The organism is Yersinia massiliensis, from assembly GCF_003048255.1.
GTDB classification, from domain to species: Bacteria; Pseudomonadota; Gammaproteobacteria; order Enterobacterales; family Enterobacteriaceae; genus Yersinia; species Yersinia massiliensis_A.
Genome location: NZ_CP028487.1, coordinates 392517 through 406214 on the forward strand (window position 1 = coordinate 392517; position 13698 = coordinate 406214).

Below are 13698 nucleotides of genomic sequence, written 5' to 3' on the forward strand. Positions count from 1 at the left end.
ATTCAGAATGATTTAACTGCTCAGGGCTATCACCTTCATCGCTATCGTAAATCATTCCAAATTACCCCTTTCTTGATGCGACAGCGGTATTCACTGCGTGTCACATCAATCGCTGGGTATTAAGCAGAATAGGGGTGCTTAGAGAGCAACCACATTTGCTGCTGCTGGGCCTTTCGCACCGTTCTCGATAGAGAACTCCACTTTTTGGCCTTCATCTAAAGTTTTATAGTCATTGCTCTGGATAGCAGAGAAGTGAACGAACACGTCTTTGCTGCCATCAGCAGGAGAAATGAAACCAAAACCTTTATCAGAGTTAAACCATTTTACTAAACCAGTCATTTTATTAGACATAGAGATACTTCCTTCATTTGATTATTTTTAATTGCCGCCATAGGCGAACAGAGAGGCTTGGGTACATCTTATGGGGCACTTAGAAGGAATTTCGCGGAGAAGAGGTATCTGTCTGATAACGCTAATACGGGGAACTGCTTTACTAAAACTGCTTACATAAATGTTACTGTCAACCGGGTACTGCTTTCTTACTTTTACTACAGTCTGACTCTTACTGCTGTATTACTTGAGTGTTGGCAACACTGCTCGGGTTAAACCGTCATCGCTGTCGGTTGCCAACACTCCGTATCACACTGGATTACAGCGCGACAACGTTTACCGCTGATGGACCTTTAGCACCGTTCTCGATAGAGAACTCTACTTTTTGGCCTTCATCTAAGGTTTTGAAATCATTGCTCTGGATAGCAGAGAAGTGAACGAACACGTCTTTGCTGCCATCAGTTGGAGAGATGAAACCGAAACCTTTACCAGCGTCAAACCATTTTACTAAACCAGTCATTTTATTAGACATAGATATACTTCCTTCAATTATTTTTTTGCCACAAAATTATCAAAATAACGATGCAGCGAATGGGGTCTGTTTTCAGAAGATGACTTACTTAGGCACTTAGGAGGAGACTCACGGAGAAGGGATATCTAAGATAACGCTTGAACTGAGGACTGCTTTACTAAAACTGCTTTCATAAGGTCTGTGTTCCAAACCGATGACGCTATTTAACCACAATGCATTCCCTGTAGCAACACTATATTTGACTACCATAACTAATTTGAATGGTATTTTCATCTTCCAAGAGAAGGTGTGTTGGTATTTATTTGTTCTTAAACAAGAGATTACGGTGATGAAAAAAAAGTTAAAATTTAACCAATTTTCTGTCATCAGGCCCGTTAAATGCCGGAGGGTGGCCTCCGGCATGTGGAATTTAGCGAGGAGAAACCGTCACCGTACCGCTACGATCGCTGGCAATCATCACGCGTTGCCCTGCGCTGAAGCGGGTTGGGCCTTGAGCCTGTACCACAACAATGCTGCTGCCGTCATCGCGGCGGATTTCCAGTTGCACACCTTCACTACGGTTCATCGCACTCTGTACGCCCTGACCCGCCATACCACCCGCCACAGCACCACCTGCCGTTGCTAAGCTATTACCACGGCCACCACCGATAGTATTGCCCAAGAATCCACCGACAACGGCACCGCCAATGGCACCGGCGACGTTATTTTTATCGCCGCCCTGAATGGTCACTGGACGTGCAGAAACCACAGTCCCGTAGGTTACCGTGTGAACTTGTCGTGCCTGAGAGGCGCTAAAGGTATCACCAGATAACGTATTGTTGTTGGCACAGCCACTTAATACCGTTGTTGCGAGTGCAACTGCCATGACCAGTTTTTTCATAATTAACCCTTAATTGTTGATACGCATCAGATATCAGTCAGCTTATCGTGATTGCTTTGTCTACGGCTTTGCTGAAAGTTAAGTATAGATAGCCGTTGATAATGACTATAGCGTGATAATGATTAATCTGAAGAGATAAATATTGAGCATATGTAGATATATAGGAGACTTCTCGCTCTCCATTCGTGCTAACGTCAGTGTTGAATATGACCTATTAACTGTTTCAGGAAGACTGTCGTGTCTCGCTCGATGATTTCTACCAAGATTTTCCGCCTCGACTTAGGTCGTTTGATCCTTATTCTTGCTGTGATGAGTGCGTTTGTGACGCTGGCGAACAGCTTCTATGCCAGTTACAAGGTACAACGACAGCTACTGATCGATAACACGCTGGAAGCCAACCGCGTTTATGCCACCAAACTGGCATCGAGTACTGAAATTTTCCTGAAAAGCGCCCAAAGGCAACTTCATTACAGCAGCATGATTGCTGCCCAGCATTTTGATGATCCGAAGATTCTGCAAGCCGAAACCGCACGGCTAAAATACCAAACGGACAGCTTCAACTCGGTGGTGATAACGGATGTACATGGCATTATCCGCGCAACCTCCCCCGATAGCCTTCAACTATTGGGCCACGCTTTGTCATCACCTGGTTCAATAGAGGCGTTAAAACTACGCCAGCCTATCATCAGTAAGCCCTATGTCTCAGCAGCGAACAATCTGGTCGTCAATATTTCAACGCCCATAATCACACCAGATGGACATTATCGCGGTTATATCGGCGGAACGATTTATCTGCGTAAGCAGAGCATTTTAAATGAATTATTAGGTGAGCATTATTATCGCGATGGTTCTTATATTGTGGTGCTTGATAAGGATCGACGCATTCTTTACCACCGTGATACGAGCCGTATCGGCGAGGTACTTGAGCCAAAACCGCTCACCGAGGCACCGAAGACCGCCAATAATGGCAGCTTGATGGTCACCAGTACCAGTGGTGAGTCGATGCTAGCAGGTTACGCCATGGTGGAACCATCCGGTTGGGAAATCATTACATTGCGGCCTGAGGCGGTGACGCTAAAACCGCTAGAAGGGCTGATGCTTAAGGGGTTAGCGCATATCGCGCCGCTGGCATTATTCACTTTACTGGCTGTCTGGTTGCTATCACGCTTGATTGCTCGCCCATTGTGGTTATTGGCGGGTAGCGCAAATGATATGGATAAACCTGATATCGCCGTCAGTATTAAACAAATTCCTTCGTGGTATTTCGAATCCACGCAACTCAAACGGGCGCTGTTGATTGGTATCAGCTTGCTGCAAAAAAAGATTGGCAAACTGAAGTTTGAGGCCCAAACGGATCCGATGACGGGCCTATATAACCGGCGTGGGTTAGCCACTACCCTTGAGCCTATCGCACAACTCGGCCAGCCATTCTCGGTCATTGCGTTGGATATTGACCACTTCAAGCTGATTAATGACTCTTATGGTCACGATGTTGGCGATGAAGTGATCAAGCAGTTAGCGATGCAGATCCGTGATAGCTCGCGCGATACCGATATCCTGTGTCGTAGCGGTGGTGAAGAGTTCCTGATGCTACTACCTGGTACGACACTGGACGTGGCAACGCAAGTCGCCAACCGCCTGCGTCATAATGTGGAGGTGATGGTGATGCCAAACGTACACCCCATTACGATCTCATTGGGGGTGGCATTTTGGCGTGGCGAAGGGATGCCTGAAGACGCATTAAAATTGGCGGATGAAGCCTTGTATCGTGCAAAACAGCAAGGACGGAATCGGGTGGAAATTGGTTAATCCCATTCTTTCTTATCGCCTACCTCCTGCGGGGCGATTTCCCAAGAACGGATTATACTTGTTAAGCGCAATGCTGGGAAAGTGAGCACCCTGTGGCGGGCAGTTTCATCTCTCTAAAACTGAAGGAGGATAATCTATGAAGAAACATTTTCTTTTAGTTCATGGGGCATGGCAGGGGGCTTGGGCATGGGAACCTGTTGTTAATATACTCAAGAGTAAAGGTTATAACGTGAGTGCCTTAGATTTACCCGGTAGTGGGAATGATCGCACGCCAGCAGAAGACGTCACGCTGGAAAGTTATGCCAATGCCATTATTTCAAAAGCCCATCAAATCGCAGGTTCGCAATACGATTTAGTGTTGGTTGGCCACAGTATGGGGGGCGCGGCGGTCACGTCCGCAGCTTCTTTGGCGCCAGCTCTCTTCACCAAAATAATTTATGTTTGTGCATTTCTGCCTCAACCTGGCGAGTCAGTGGCTTCTCTGGGGGAGGAAAGTGGCAAACTGGGGACGGCGGGGCCGCAGGCTGAAATTATTCCTGACCAATTCGTTGCTAAACTCTACCCAGAAAAAATTGCAGGGACATTTTTTAATGACTGCGATGTGGATAAGTATCGCGCGCTATTACCGCTTTTTCGCCCGCAGCCCATCAAGCCTATTCTCGCCCCTGCGTCTTGGTCTGAAGGTTTTAGCCATATTCCCAAAGCCTACATTCGTTGCAATCAAGACAAAGCAATCTCCCCGCAGTTACAGGAATTAATGGCCCAACGCGCCGGTATTACGTCATACCATCAGCTCGATAGCGGACATGAGCCTTTTGTCTCTGTTCCTGCAAAGCTTGCTGCGTTGTTGGTGACGTTAGCCAAGGCATAGGCATCGCGAAGTCACGTCAACAGAAAAGTTGGCGCGAGCATGAGTCTAGAACACGTTTTTTTCCCAATAAAAAAGGCGCGCTCCGTGTGGAGTACGCCCTTTTAAACAACACCTTAACTGACTAGTATCAGTTCATGCCGTATTTTTTCAATTTCTTACGCAGCGTACCACGGTTGATACCCATCATCAGGGCAGCACGGGTTTGGTTGCCACGGGTGTATTGCATCACCATGTCCAACAATGGCTGTTCAACTTCAGCCAGTACCAACTCATACAGGTCACTAACGTCTTGACCATTCAGTTGAGCAAAATAGTTCTTCAGTGCTTGTTTTACCGAGTCACGCAACGGTTTTTGAGTCACTTGATCTTGTGAGTTTACGGTTGCAACGGTCAGTACGTCAGAATTTACGCGTTGTTCGAACATAGTTCTGTCAGCTCTTTTTTCTGTTTAGGCAAGATTTTCGAAATATGCTTCCAACGCCTCCAGCTGTTCGCTGGCATCCTCAATGGCGTTGAATGTGCGCCGAAACTGGTCGTTAGGAGCGTGCTCTTGGAGATACCAAGAGACGTGCTTACGTGCAATACGAAATCCCTTGCCTGGACCATAAAAGTCGTGCAATTCCCGTATATGCCCGTTTAACAAGCGCTGCACTTCGCCAAGTGGCATCGGTGGCAGCAACTCCCCAGTGTCCAGATAATGCTGGATTTCCCGGAAGATCCAAGGTCTTCCCTGAGCGGCACGTCCTATCATCAGAGCATCAGCTCCAGTGTAGTCGAGCACCGCTCTGGCTTTATGCGGGTCAGTGATGTCACCATTCGCGATAACCGGAATGGAAACAGTCTGCTTAACTGCCCGAATGCTGTCGTATTCCGCTTCACCATTAAACAGGCAAGAACGGGTTCGGCCATGAATCGTCAGGGCTTGTATACCACAATTTTCGGCCAATTGGGCAATTTCTATACAGTTACGGTGTTCTGGCGACCAACCGGTTCGGATCTTCAGCGTGACCGGCACATCTACCGCATTAACCACTGCGGAGAGGATCTGTTTGACCAGATCGGGATGCTGCAATAACGCAGATCCTGCCAGCTTGCGGTTCACTTTCTTGGCTGGACATCCCATATTAATGTCGATGATTTGTGCACCACTCGCCACGTTAATTTTGGCGGCTGCTGCCATCTCATCTGGGTCGTTACCGGCAATTTGCACGGTACGAATGCCAGGCTCATCGCTATGAACCATGCGCAAACGCGACTTATCTGTCCGCCATACCTCAGGATTCGAGGAGAGCATTTCAGATACAGCCATCCCAGCTCCCATGCCATGACATAGCGCTCTGAAAGGGCGGTCTGTTATACCGGCCATCGGGGCGGCAATCAGGCAATTTGTAAGCTGGAAGTGTCCAATACGCATAGACAAAGAATGACCACACTGTGTCCGTAAGGGCGCGTATATTACGCATTTTTACGCTCAGATGAAAGGCCAAACTTTAACCAATTGATGAAAAAAAAGCAGTAATTTGCGCCTCAATCTTGGCTAATTAATTATTTATTCATATATAACATGATGTTAAATCGAATTGGCTAATTTGTGCTCTTTAGTGTTTTCGACTAAACAACATCATTATTGACCAGCTAAACATCATAACTGAGGTTGAAAATGCTGATTTATTCATCAAATCAACGATAAAGCACAGATGTAAGTGTGCCGAGCATCTCATTTTTACTGAAAATTATGTACGACAGAGGATGTTGAAGTACTGACTCGAACGAACAGAGCATCCCCTGCGGTGATATCATTATAAAGGCAGGGGATACTCGTTATGCCGCGGTTAGTGAGCCTTACGAACACCGGTGATACGGCACCACTCTTCTTTCTCGGCGACGGGGTCGAGAATGAATTTATCTGCGTAAGCTTCAGCAACACCTGCGGCCTGCGTTGCCAGTACGCCTGACAGGCCAAGGTGGCCACCAGCAACCGGCAATACACTGATCAAGGGTGCCAGTTCTCGCAGTGGGCCTGCCAAAATATTAGCGACCACTACATCAGCGGATAAATCAGCGGGTTGGTCTTTGGCCAGATAGAGCGCCAAACGCTCTGAAACGCCGTTACGCTGCGCGTTATCGCGGCTGGCCTGTATAGCCTGCGGATCGATATCAATGCCGATAGCGTGCGCGGCACCGAGTTTTAATGCCGCAATGGCTAAGATGCCTGAGCCGCAACCGAAGTCGATAACCGTCTTGCCTGCCAGATCGAGGCCATCAAGCCATTGCAGGCACAAGGCCGTCGTTGGATGAGTCCCTGTCCCAAAGGCCAAGCCGGGGTCTAACATGACGTTAACGGCAGTTGGGTCCGGCACATCACGCCAGCTCGGGCAGATCCACAGACGTTCGCCAAAACGCATTGGGTGGAAGTTATCCATCCATTCACGTTCCCAATCTTTATCTTCCAGTTGTTCAATTTTATGGATAAAGCCTTTACCGAGCTGTGGGTGGTATTCCAGCATGGCGACGACTTCGGCCATATCGGTTTCAGCATCAAACAGGCCAATCACATCGGTATCGCCCCACAGACGCGTTTCACCCGGCAAGGGCTCAAAGACGGGGTTATCGTGAGTATCCTGAAACGTGACAGACACTGCGCCACTTTCAACCAGCGCATCGCCGAGGGATTCGGCCTGATTACCGCTGGTGTTTAACTTCAATTGGATCCAAGGCATCGCGTTCTCTTCCATAACCGATCCTTCACTTGCGCTGCCGGATCGGTTTTTCTCAATAAGGTTTCGATAAATATTCTGCTTTCGATAAACGATTTGTTTCGGAAAGCAAAAAGATATTCGGTCAATATCGCTATTGCTGGCGATTTATTCAGTGCTGGCGGTGACAGGTTGGCGTGCTCGCGCTCGATCGCCAAACTGGTTACCGATGTAAAACGCCAGCAAATTGAGCACTAGCGAAGGCACTATCGGGTGCAGGCCGGCTATTTTAATGTCGAAGCTGGCTAATAGGGTATAGCATACCGCACCGACAATCATTGAGCTAAGGGCGCCGTGAGCATTGGCGCGCTCCCAGTACAATCCTAATACCAATGGCCAGAGGAATACCGCTTCTAAGCCACCAAAGGCCAGTAGGTTTAGCCAGATAATCATCTCTGGTGGACGCCAAGCGGCAAGCAGCAGTAATAGCCCGAGGATCAGTGTCGACATACTGGAAATTCGTGTCAGTTTACGCTCATTTTTCAGCTCTTCCGGCCGTAAATTGAGGTACAAATCCTTCACGATAGTGGCTGAGGATTGCAGCAACTGGGCATTGATCGTCGACATTATTGCCGCCATCGGTGCCGCCAAAAAGATCCCCGCAGCAAAAGGCGGTAGCACCGTGATCATCAATGTCGGGATCACTTGGTCTGGGATCTTGAGGTCCGGCAGGATAGCCCGGCCAAGCGCACCCGCCAGATGCATACCGAACATCAAGACTGCCACCACAATGGTGCCGAGGATAATGCCGCGATGCACGGCTTTGCTATCACGATACGAAATGCATCGGACAGCGGTATGCGGCAAACCAATGACCCCGAAACAGACTAAGATCCAGAATGAGGCCATAAAGGGCAGGTCGAGGATCTTATCGCCGCCTTGCGGAGAAACCAGTGCCGGATCGATATGTTGCAGCGTGTCGACGGCTTTATGCAATCCACCTGCGGCATGAACCACCGCGACCAACAGCAGAATGGTGCCAATCAACATCACCATCCCTTGTAGGGCGTCGTTCAGCACACTGGCGCGGAAACCGCCAAAAGAGGTATACAGCGCAATACTGATGCCGAAAATCAGCAAGCCAGCATCGTAGGGAATGCCAGCCGCTGTTTCCAGCAAACGTGCACCACCAATAAATTGCACCGTCATGGCCCCGATAAACGCAACGAGCAGGCTGAGGCTAGCCAGCCATACCAGCAAACGGCTTTGGTAACGAGCAAACAGCATATCGTTGAGAGTGACGGCATTATAACGGCGCGCCAAAATAGCAAATTTCTTCCCTAATACCCCCAACGACAGCCACACGGCAGGGAGTTGGATCATCGCCAGTAAGACCCAACCGAGACCATATTTGTACGCTGCGCCCGGTCCACCAATGAATGAGCTGGCACTGATATAGGTGGCCGTTAGGGTCATGGCCAGCACGAATCCCCCCATCGAGCGGTTGCCGATGAAGTATTCGTTGAGAAAATTCCCGGTTTGGCGGCGGGTATAAGCATAAATAGATAAGCCGAAGACCATCGCCAAGTAGCCGACTAGCGGCAGGATGACATCAGTTTGCATTATCATCCTCCAGCGAAATATCGCGGAATATCATGCGTACCATTAACCAACACAACCCAATAAACAGCAGCGGTAATGCAATACACGCCGCTTCAAACCAAGCCGGTAAACCCGTCATTCCAGGGATATTGCCCGGTAAGTAAGCCGTAATTATCCAACCAAGCAGGTAAGCGATCGTTAGGCCAAAGGCCCAGCGGGCTTCTTTGTTTGCTTGTAGGAATCTTGTGTCCATGTTTGTCTCCAATACCCTGCGTATTTGGCGCTACAGCGTTGTTAGCTGCTCTCTCACACCCGAATCACTGACCTGAGTCAGCTCATCGGGATGCGCTCGTTTGCTGCCTAGCTGTAACACCAACTACTTTGGGTAACTTTTGCGTATTTGGCGCTACAGCGTTGTTAGCTGCTCTCTCACACCCGAATCACTGACCTGAGTCAGCTCATCGGGATGCGCTCGTTTGCTGCCTAGCTGTAACACCAACTACTTTGGGTAACTTTTGTGTATTTGGCGCTACAGCGTTGTTAGCTGCTCTCACTCACCTTGCAGATTTGCCACCCGAATTTAGTCATCGGATTTCATTCATATACTGCAGGGGAGTTGTGCCAACAATTTAGTACGGACCAGATATAAAACGAAGCCGTGAACGTGCAAAAAGAAAAAGGCCGATGATTAACCGGCCCTGATATAAAAGACGAAATTTTTTTGGATGAAAATCAGGTTTCTTGCAACCCGAGTTTTTTCTCCAGATAGTGGATATTGGTGCCACCGTGCTGGAAGTTTTCGTCATCCATAATACGTTGCTGCAACTCAACGTTGGTTTTGATGCCATCGATGATGAGTTCTGCCAACGCATTTTTCATGCGAGCAATAGCCACATCGCGGTTTTCACCGTAAGTGATCAGCTTACCGATCATGGAGTCATAATATGGCGGCACAGTATAACCGGCGTAAATATGAGACTCCCAACGCACACCAAAACCGCCTGGCGCATGGAAACGGGTAATTTTACCCGGACTTGGCAGGAAGGTATTTGGATCTTCGGCGTTAATTCGACATTCGACAGCATGGCCTTTCACTTTCACGTCATCTTGTTTGATGGAGAGAGGTTGGCCTGCAGCTATACGCAGCTGTTCTTTGATCAAATCGACACCAGTGATCATTTCGGTAACCGGGTGTTCAACCTGAATACGGGTGTTCATTTCGATGAAATAGAACTCGCCGTTTTCATACAGGAACTCGAACGTCCCCGCACCACGATAGCCGATTTCCACGCAGGCTTTTGCACAGCGCTCGCCGATTTGACGGCGCATCTCGCTAGTGATACCTGGTGCTGGTGCTTCTTCAACCACTTTCTGGTGACGGCGCTGCATAGAGCAGTCACGCTCGGCCAGATAGATAGCGTTACCTTGACCATCAGCCAAAACCTGAATTTCGATATGGCGTGGGTTCTCAAGGTATTTCTCCATGTAAACCATGTCGTTATTGAAAGCTGCTTTGGCTTCCGCACGAGTCATGTTGATGGATTGCTCGAGATCTTTATCGTGGCGAACAACACGCATACCACGACCACCACCACCACCAGATGCCTTGATAATGACCGGATAACCGATACGTTTAGCAAAGGCTTTGTTTTGGGTTGTGTCGTCGGTCAATGGGCCGTCAGAACCGGGTACGCAAGGGACACCCGCCTTCTTCATCGCATTGATCGCGGAAACTTTATCACCCATCAGGCGAATAGTTTCGGCACGAGGCCCGATAAAGATGAAACCTGAACGTTCTACCTGTTCGGCAAAATCAGCATTTTCAGACAGGAAACCATAGCCGGGGTGAATAGCCACCGCGCCGGTGATCTCCGCAGCAGAAATAATGGCTGGGATGTTCAGATAGCTTTTAACAGAAGGCGCGGGACCAATACAGACAGTCTCGTCAGCCAATAACACATGTTTTAGATCACGGTCCGCGACAGAGTGAACTGCAACAGTTTTGATCCCCAGCTCTTTACAAGCTCGCAGGATACGCAGCGCAATCTCACCACGGTTAGCGATTACGATTTTATCAAGCATGGAACGCCTCGTTACTCGATGACGACAAGAGGCTCGTCGAATTCAACCGGTTGACCGTTTTCAACCAGGATGGCTTTTACAGTACCGGATTTATCTGCTTCGATTTGGTTCATCATTTTCATCGCTTCAACGATGCAAAGAGTGTCACCAACAGAAACTTTCTGACCTACTTCAATGAAGGCTTTAGCATCTGGGCTCGGGGTACGGTAGAAAGTACCGACCATTGGTGAGCGCACGATATGACCACTGATAGCCGCTGGTGCAGCAGCTTCAGCAGCAGGTGCTGGCGCGACAGCAGCAGCCAGAGCAGGTTGCTGTGGAGCAGCAAATGCGTAGGGCTGTTGCATCATTGGGTAGTTTGGTGCGGCGGTAGCACGACTGATACGTACTGACTCTTCGCCTTCTGAGATTTCCAGCTCTGAAATGCCGGATTCTTCAACCAGTTCGATCAGTTTCTTAATCTTACGAATATCCATGAGTGTGATTCCGTACTCTTTTTGTGTGGCAATTAGTGGGACTTTGACAAGCGATTTACCGCTGCCTGTAAAGCAAAGTTATAGCCATCGGCACCAAGTCCGCAGATTACGCCAACCGCGATATCTGAAAGATATGAATGATGACGGAAAGGCTCCCTGGCGTGCACGTTAGACAAGTGAATCTCGATAAACGGGATCGCTACGCTAAGTAGTGCATCGCGCAGTGCTACGCTAGTGTGCGTAAACGCTGCCGGGTTGATCAGGATAAAATCGATATTACCCCGTGCTTGGTGAATGCTCTCGATCAGCACATGTTCTGCATTTGACTGCAGATGGGAAAGTTCAACATCCATTTCCTGAGCTTGAGTCTCTAACTGGCTAACAATCTCACCCAACGTGGTCGATCCGTACTTTTCCGGTTCGCGCGTTCCAAGCAGATTCAAGTTAGGGCCATTCAGAAGCAAAATGTGAAACTTATCCGACATTATGCTGGCATCTCCGGCAATTAGTACTTCATCGTAAAGAATGAGTACATCATCGTAAAAAATAACCTGATGTCACCGATTTGTCACCTTTTTACGATAATTTTGACGCTGTGATCGGTACTAAGGTCGGGCATTATAATGATATCGTAGCAATTAGCAGCTAAATACTGGTCTTATCAGCGAAGATATTCAATAGAAAAAAATCTGAACTGTGCATTCACTCGCCAATTTGTCTCCGATTTTAGCGGTACCATTGGCGAAACTTTTTATAACGCAGCGCCAGTAATATTGCCGCGACCACCGCGTAAAGAATCGGGAGGGGTGACAACGTTTTGACCGACCAAAGATAATGAATTGGTGCAAGAATGGCGACAACATACACCAAATTATGCAACTTTTGCCAGTTGGGTCCCATTTTTCGTTGCGCCCACAAGGTGGAAGTGACCGCCAGTGACAATAGTAATAGCCAACTGATAATACCCAGTGTCAGATAGGGGCGAGTCACTAGTTCACGGCCCAGCAGGCTAATATTGCTGAGCCCCAGTTCCAGCACGGAATAGCTCACCAAATGCAGTGTTCCCCAAGCAAAGCACCACAGGCCCAATAGACGACGACAGCGGATCAACAGTGGTTGTTTGCCGTAGCGTGCTAGTGGCGTCACCACCAGCGTCGCCAATAATAATTTAAGGGTCATCCGCCCAGTAAAATGTTGTATATCTTTGGCCGGATCAGCACTGAACCAGCCTTGATCTACCGATAAAACCAGCCACAGAAAAGGCAGGGCTGCGGCCAGCCAGATCGCCACCTTTAACCACTTAATGTGTTGTAAACTCAGCCGCATTAGAAGTTTTTCCTCAGATCTAGCCCTCGGTAGAGTGAGGCGACTTGATCAGCATAGCCGTTAAACAGCAGTGTCGGCTGGCGCTGCACATCCAATATGCCGCCAGAACCAATGAAACGCTCGGTGGCTTGTGACCAGCGAGGATGGTCGACATTGGGGTTCACATTGGCATAAAACCCATACTCATTGGGGGCACTAAGATTCCATGTTGTTGGCGGCATTTCACTGGTCAGGCGAATTTGCACAATGGATTTTATCCCCTTAAAACCATATTTCCACGGTGTGATAAGCCGGACTGGCGCGCCATTTTGTGGGGGTAAAGTCTTGCCATAAACACCCAGCGTCATAAAGGCTAATGGGTGCATAGCCTCATCCAGCCGCAGCCCCTCGACATACGGGTATTTCAGGCCACCACCAATAAAACGGTCCTCCTGTCCAGGCATTTGATCCGGTGCATAGAGTGTCTGGAACGCGACATAACGCGCATTACTGGTCGGTTCAACCAGCTTTAGCAGTTTCCCCAATTCAAATCCAATCCACGGCACCACCATTGACCAGGCTTCTACGCACCGCATGCGATAGATACGTTCCTCTAGTGGGAAGCGCTTCATCAAATCATCCATATCCAGTGTCATGGGCTTTGCCACTTCACCGTCAATTTTGATTTGCCAGCCCTCTGTTTTCAACGTTCCTGCATTGGCTGCAGGATCGGCCTTATCCAGACCAAATTCATAGAAATTATTGTATCCAGTCACTTTATCTTCTGGTGTCATCGCCAAATCAGGGTGATATATGGTGGATTGGGTAAACGTCAGAGGTTTGCCTGGAGGGGATTTGGGGCGGTCATTACCTTTAAACCAAGCCAACAAATCAGCTTGTGCTGATGTGGGTAATGCTAAGGCGGCGGCAGTAATGCCTAGCGCCTGCAATACCTTACGGCGCTGGTAAAAAATGCTCTCGGGCGTGACGTCTGCTTCCGTTAGTTTGCGCTTTGTATTGTTGGCTTGGAGAACAGTATTATTGGCTTGGAGAACCGTATTTTTGAGATGAGGTGAAAGGTTGCGCATAGCATTACTCCATCAAACAGAAGCATC

Annotated in this window: 15 protein-coding genes; 2 read left to right on the top strand and 13 right to left on the bottom strand. The window is 48.6% G+C overall.

Features of this window, described 5'->3' with window-relative positions; all coding sequences use genetic code 11:
* Positions 1-138 precede the first annotated feature (138 nt).
* The 3 genes from cspG to DA391_RS01760 all read right to left on the bottom strand — a co-directional run bounded on the left by cspG (position 139) and on the right by DA391_RS01760 (position 1742).
* Complete coding sequence (gene cspG, locus DA391_RS01745) at positions 139-351, bottom strand: cold shock protein CspG (protein ID WP_019212363.1); 213 nt, start codon at positions 349-351, stop codon at positions 139-141.
* Positions 352-649: 298 nt separating this feature from the next.
* Positions 650-862 (bottom strand): transcription antiterminator/RNA stability regulator CspE, encoded by a 213-nt coding sequence (cspE, locus tag DA391_RS01750; protein ID WP_019212364.1) that lies wholly within the window; start codon positions 860-862, stop codon positions 650-652.
* Between the two features lie 409 nt (positions 863-1271).
* Entirely contained in the window at positions 1272-1742 is a 471-nt protein-coding gene (locus tag DA391_RS01760; RefSeq protein ID WP_019212365.1) for a glycine zipper 2TM domain-containing protein, read from the bottom strand.
* Positions 1743-1991: 249 nt separating this feature from the next.
* Between DA391_RS01760 and DA391_RS01765 the strand changes: the two genes are divergently transcribed.
* Together DA391_RS01765 and DA391_RS01770 are read left to right on the top strand one after the other, a co-directional pair.
* Complete coding sequence (locus DA391_RS01765) at positions 1992-3551, top strand: sensor domain-containing diguanylate cyclase (RefSeq protein ID WP_050286668.1); 1560 nt, start codon at positions 1992-1994, stop codon at positions 3549-3551.
* Positions 3552-3687: 136 nt separating this feature from the next.
* Positions 3688-4422 (top strand): alpha/beta fold hydrolase, encoded by a 735-nt coding sequence (locus tag DA391_RS01770; protein ID WP_050082892.1) that lies wholly within the window; start codon positions 3688-3690, stop codon positions 4420-4422.
* Positions 4423-4549: 127 nt separating this feature from the next.
* Here DA391_RS01770 and fis read toward each other — a convergent pair whose 3' ends face one another.
* From fis to msrP, 10 genes are all read right to left on the bottom strand, one after another.
* Positions 4550-4846, bottom strand: coding sequence for a DNA-binding transcriptional regulator Fis (gene fis, locus DA391_RS01775; protein ID WP_002210061.1), 297 nt, complete (start codon positions 4844-4846; stop codon positions 4550-4552).
* Positions 4847-4870: 24 nt separating this feature from the next.
* Complete coding sequence (dusB, locus tag DA391_RS01780) at positions 4871-5836, bottom strand: tRNA dihydrouridine synthase DusB (protein ID WP_019212368.1); 966 nt, start codon at positions 5834-5836, stop codon at positions 4871-4873.
* A 418-nt stretch (positions 5837-6254) separates the two neighbouring features.
* Complete coding sequence (gene prmA / locus DA391_RS01785; protein WP_050082959.1) at positions 6255-7142, bottom strand: 50S ribosomal protein L11 methyltransferase; 888 nt, start codon at positions 7140-7142, stop codon at positions 6255-6257.
* A gap of 144 nt (positions 7143-7286) precedes the next feature.
* Positions 7287-8741 carry a sodium/pantothenate symporter gene (gene panF / locus DA391_RS01790; RefSeq protein WP_050286665.1) on the bottom strand — a complete coding sequence of 485 codons (1455 nt, stop codon included), beginning with the start codon at positions 8739-8741 and terminating at the stop codon, positions 7287-7289.
* On the bottom strand, positions 8731-8973 hold the full coding sequence (locus DA391_RS01795; protein ID WP_050082889.1) for a YhdT family protein: 243 nt from the start codon (positions 8971-8973) through the stop codon (positions 8731-8733). The genes panF and DA391_RS01795 overlap by 11 nt, the downstream gene beginning before the upstream one ends.
* Positions 8974-9452: 479 nt before the next feature.
* Entirely contained in the window at positions 9453-10802 is a 1350-nt protein-coding gene (gene accC, locus DA391_RS01800) for an acetyl-CoA carboxylase biotin carboxylase subunit (RefSeq protein ID WP_050082888.1), read from the bottom strand.
* A gap of 11 nt (positions 10803-10813) precedes the next feature.
* The gene (accB, locus tag DA391_RS01805) at positions 10814-11278 is read right to left on the bottom strand and encodes an acetyl-CoA carboxylase biotin carboxyl carrier protein (protein WP_050082886.1); all 465 of its coding nucleotides are present in this window, start codon (positions 11276-11278) and stop codon (positions 10814-10816) included.
* A gap of 32 nt (positions 11279-11310) precedes the next feature.
* Positions 11311-11763, bottom strand: coding sequence for a type II 3-dehydroquinate dehydratase (gene aroQ / locus DA391_RS01810; RefSeq protein ID WP_050082885.1), 453 nt, complete (start codon positions 11761-11763; stop codon positions 11311-11313).
* A 241-nt stretch (positions 11764-12004) separates the two neighbouring features.
* Positions 12005-12604, bottom strand: coding sequence for a protein-methionine-sulfoxide reductase heme-binding subunit MsrQ (msrQ, locus tag DA391_RS01815; protein WP_050872865.1), 600 nt, complete (start codon positions 12602-12604; stop codon positions 12005-12007).
* A complete protein-coding gene (msrP, locus tag DA391_RS01820; protein ID WP_108087289.1) occupies positions 12604-13671 on the bottom strand; it encodes a protein-methionine-sulfoxide reductase catalytic subunit MsrP in 1068 nt (355 codons plus the stop codon). The genes msrQ and msrP overlap by 1 nt, the downstream gene beginning before the upstream one ends.
* Positions 13672-13698: the final 27 nt, after the last annotated feature.

Coding starts and splice junctions, on each gene's coding strand:
- prmA (WP_050082959.1), bottom strand. CDS start 7,142: ATGCCTTGGATCCAATTGAAGTTAAACACCAGCGGTAATCAGGCCGAA.
- DA391_RS01795 (WP_050082889.1), bottom strand. CDS start 8,973: ATGGACACAAGATTCCTACAAGCAAACAAAGAAGCCCGCTGGGCCTTT.
- accC (WP_050082888.1), bottom strand. CDS start 10,802: ATGCTTGATAAAATCGTAATCGCTAACCGTGGTGAGATTGCGCTGCGT.
- DA391_RS01770 (WP_050082892.1), top strand. CDS start 3,688: ATGAAGAAACATTTTCTTTTAGTTCATGGGGCATGGCAGGGGGCTTGG.
- fis (WP_002210061.1), bottom strand. CDS start 4,846: ATGTTCGAACAACGCGTAAATTCTGACGTACTGACCGTTGCAACCGTA.
- DA391_RS01765 (WP_050286668.1), top strand. CDS start 1,992: ATGATTTCTACCAAGATTTTCCGCCTCGACTTAGGTCGTTTGATCCTT.
- DA391_RS01760 (WP_019212365.1), bottom strand. CDS start 1,742: ATGAAAAAACTGGTCATGGCAGTTGCACTCGCAACAACGGTATTAAGT.
- msrP (WP_108087289.1), bottom strand. CDS start 13,671: ATGCGCAACCTTTCACCTCATCTCAAAAATACGGTTCTCCAAGCCAAT.
- panF (WP_050286665.1), bottom strand. CDS start 8,741: ATGCAAACTGATGTCATCCTGCCGCTAGTCGGCTACTTGGCGATGGTC.
- accB (WP_050082886.1), bottom strand. CDS start 11,278: ATGGATATTCGTAAGATTAAGAAACTGATCGAACTGGTTGAAGAATCC.
- aroQ (WP_050082885.1), bottom strand. CDS start 11,763: ATGTCGGATAAGTTTCACATTTTGCTTCTGAATGGCCCTAACTTGAAT.
- cspG (WP_019212363.1), bottom strand. CDS start 351: ATGTCTAATAAAATGACTGGTTTAGTAAAATGGTTTAACTCTGATAAA.
- cspE (WP_019212364.1), bottom strand. CDS start 862: ATGTCTAATAAAATGACTGGTTTAGTAAAATGGTTTGACGCTGGTAAA.
- msrQ (WP_050872865.1), bottom strand. CDS start 12,604: ATGCGGCTGAGTTTACAACACATTAAGTGGTTAAAGGTGGCGATCTGG.
- dusB (WP_019212368.1), bottom strand. CDS start 5,836: ATGCGTATTGGACACTTCCAGCTTACAAATTGCCTGATTGCCGCCCCG.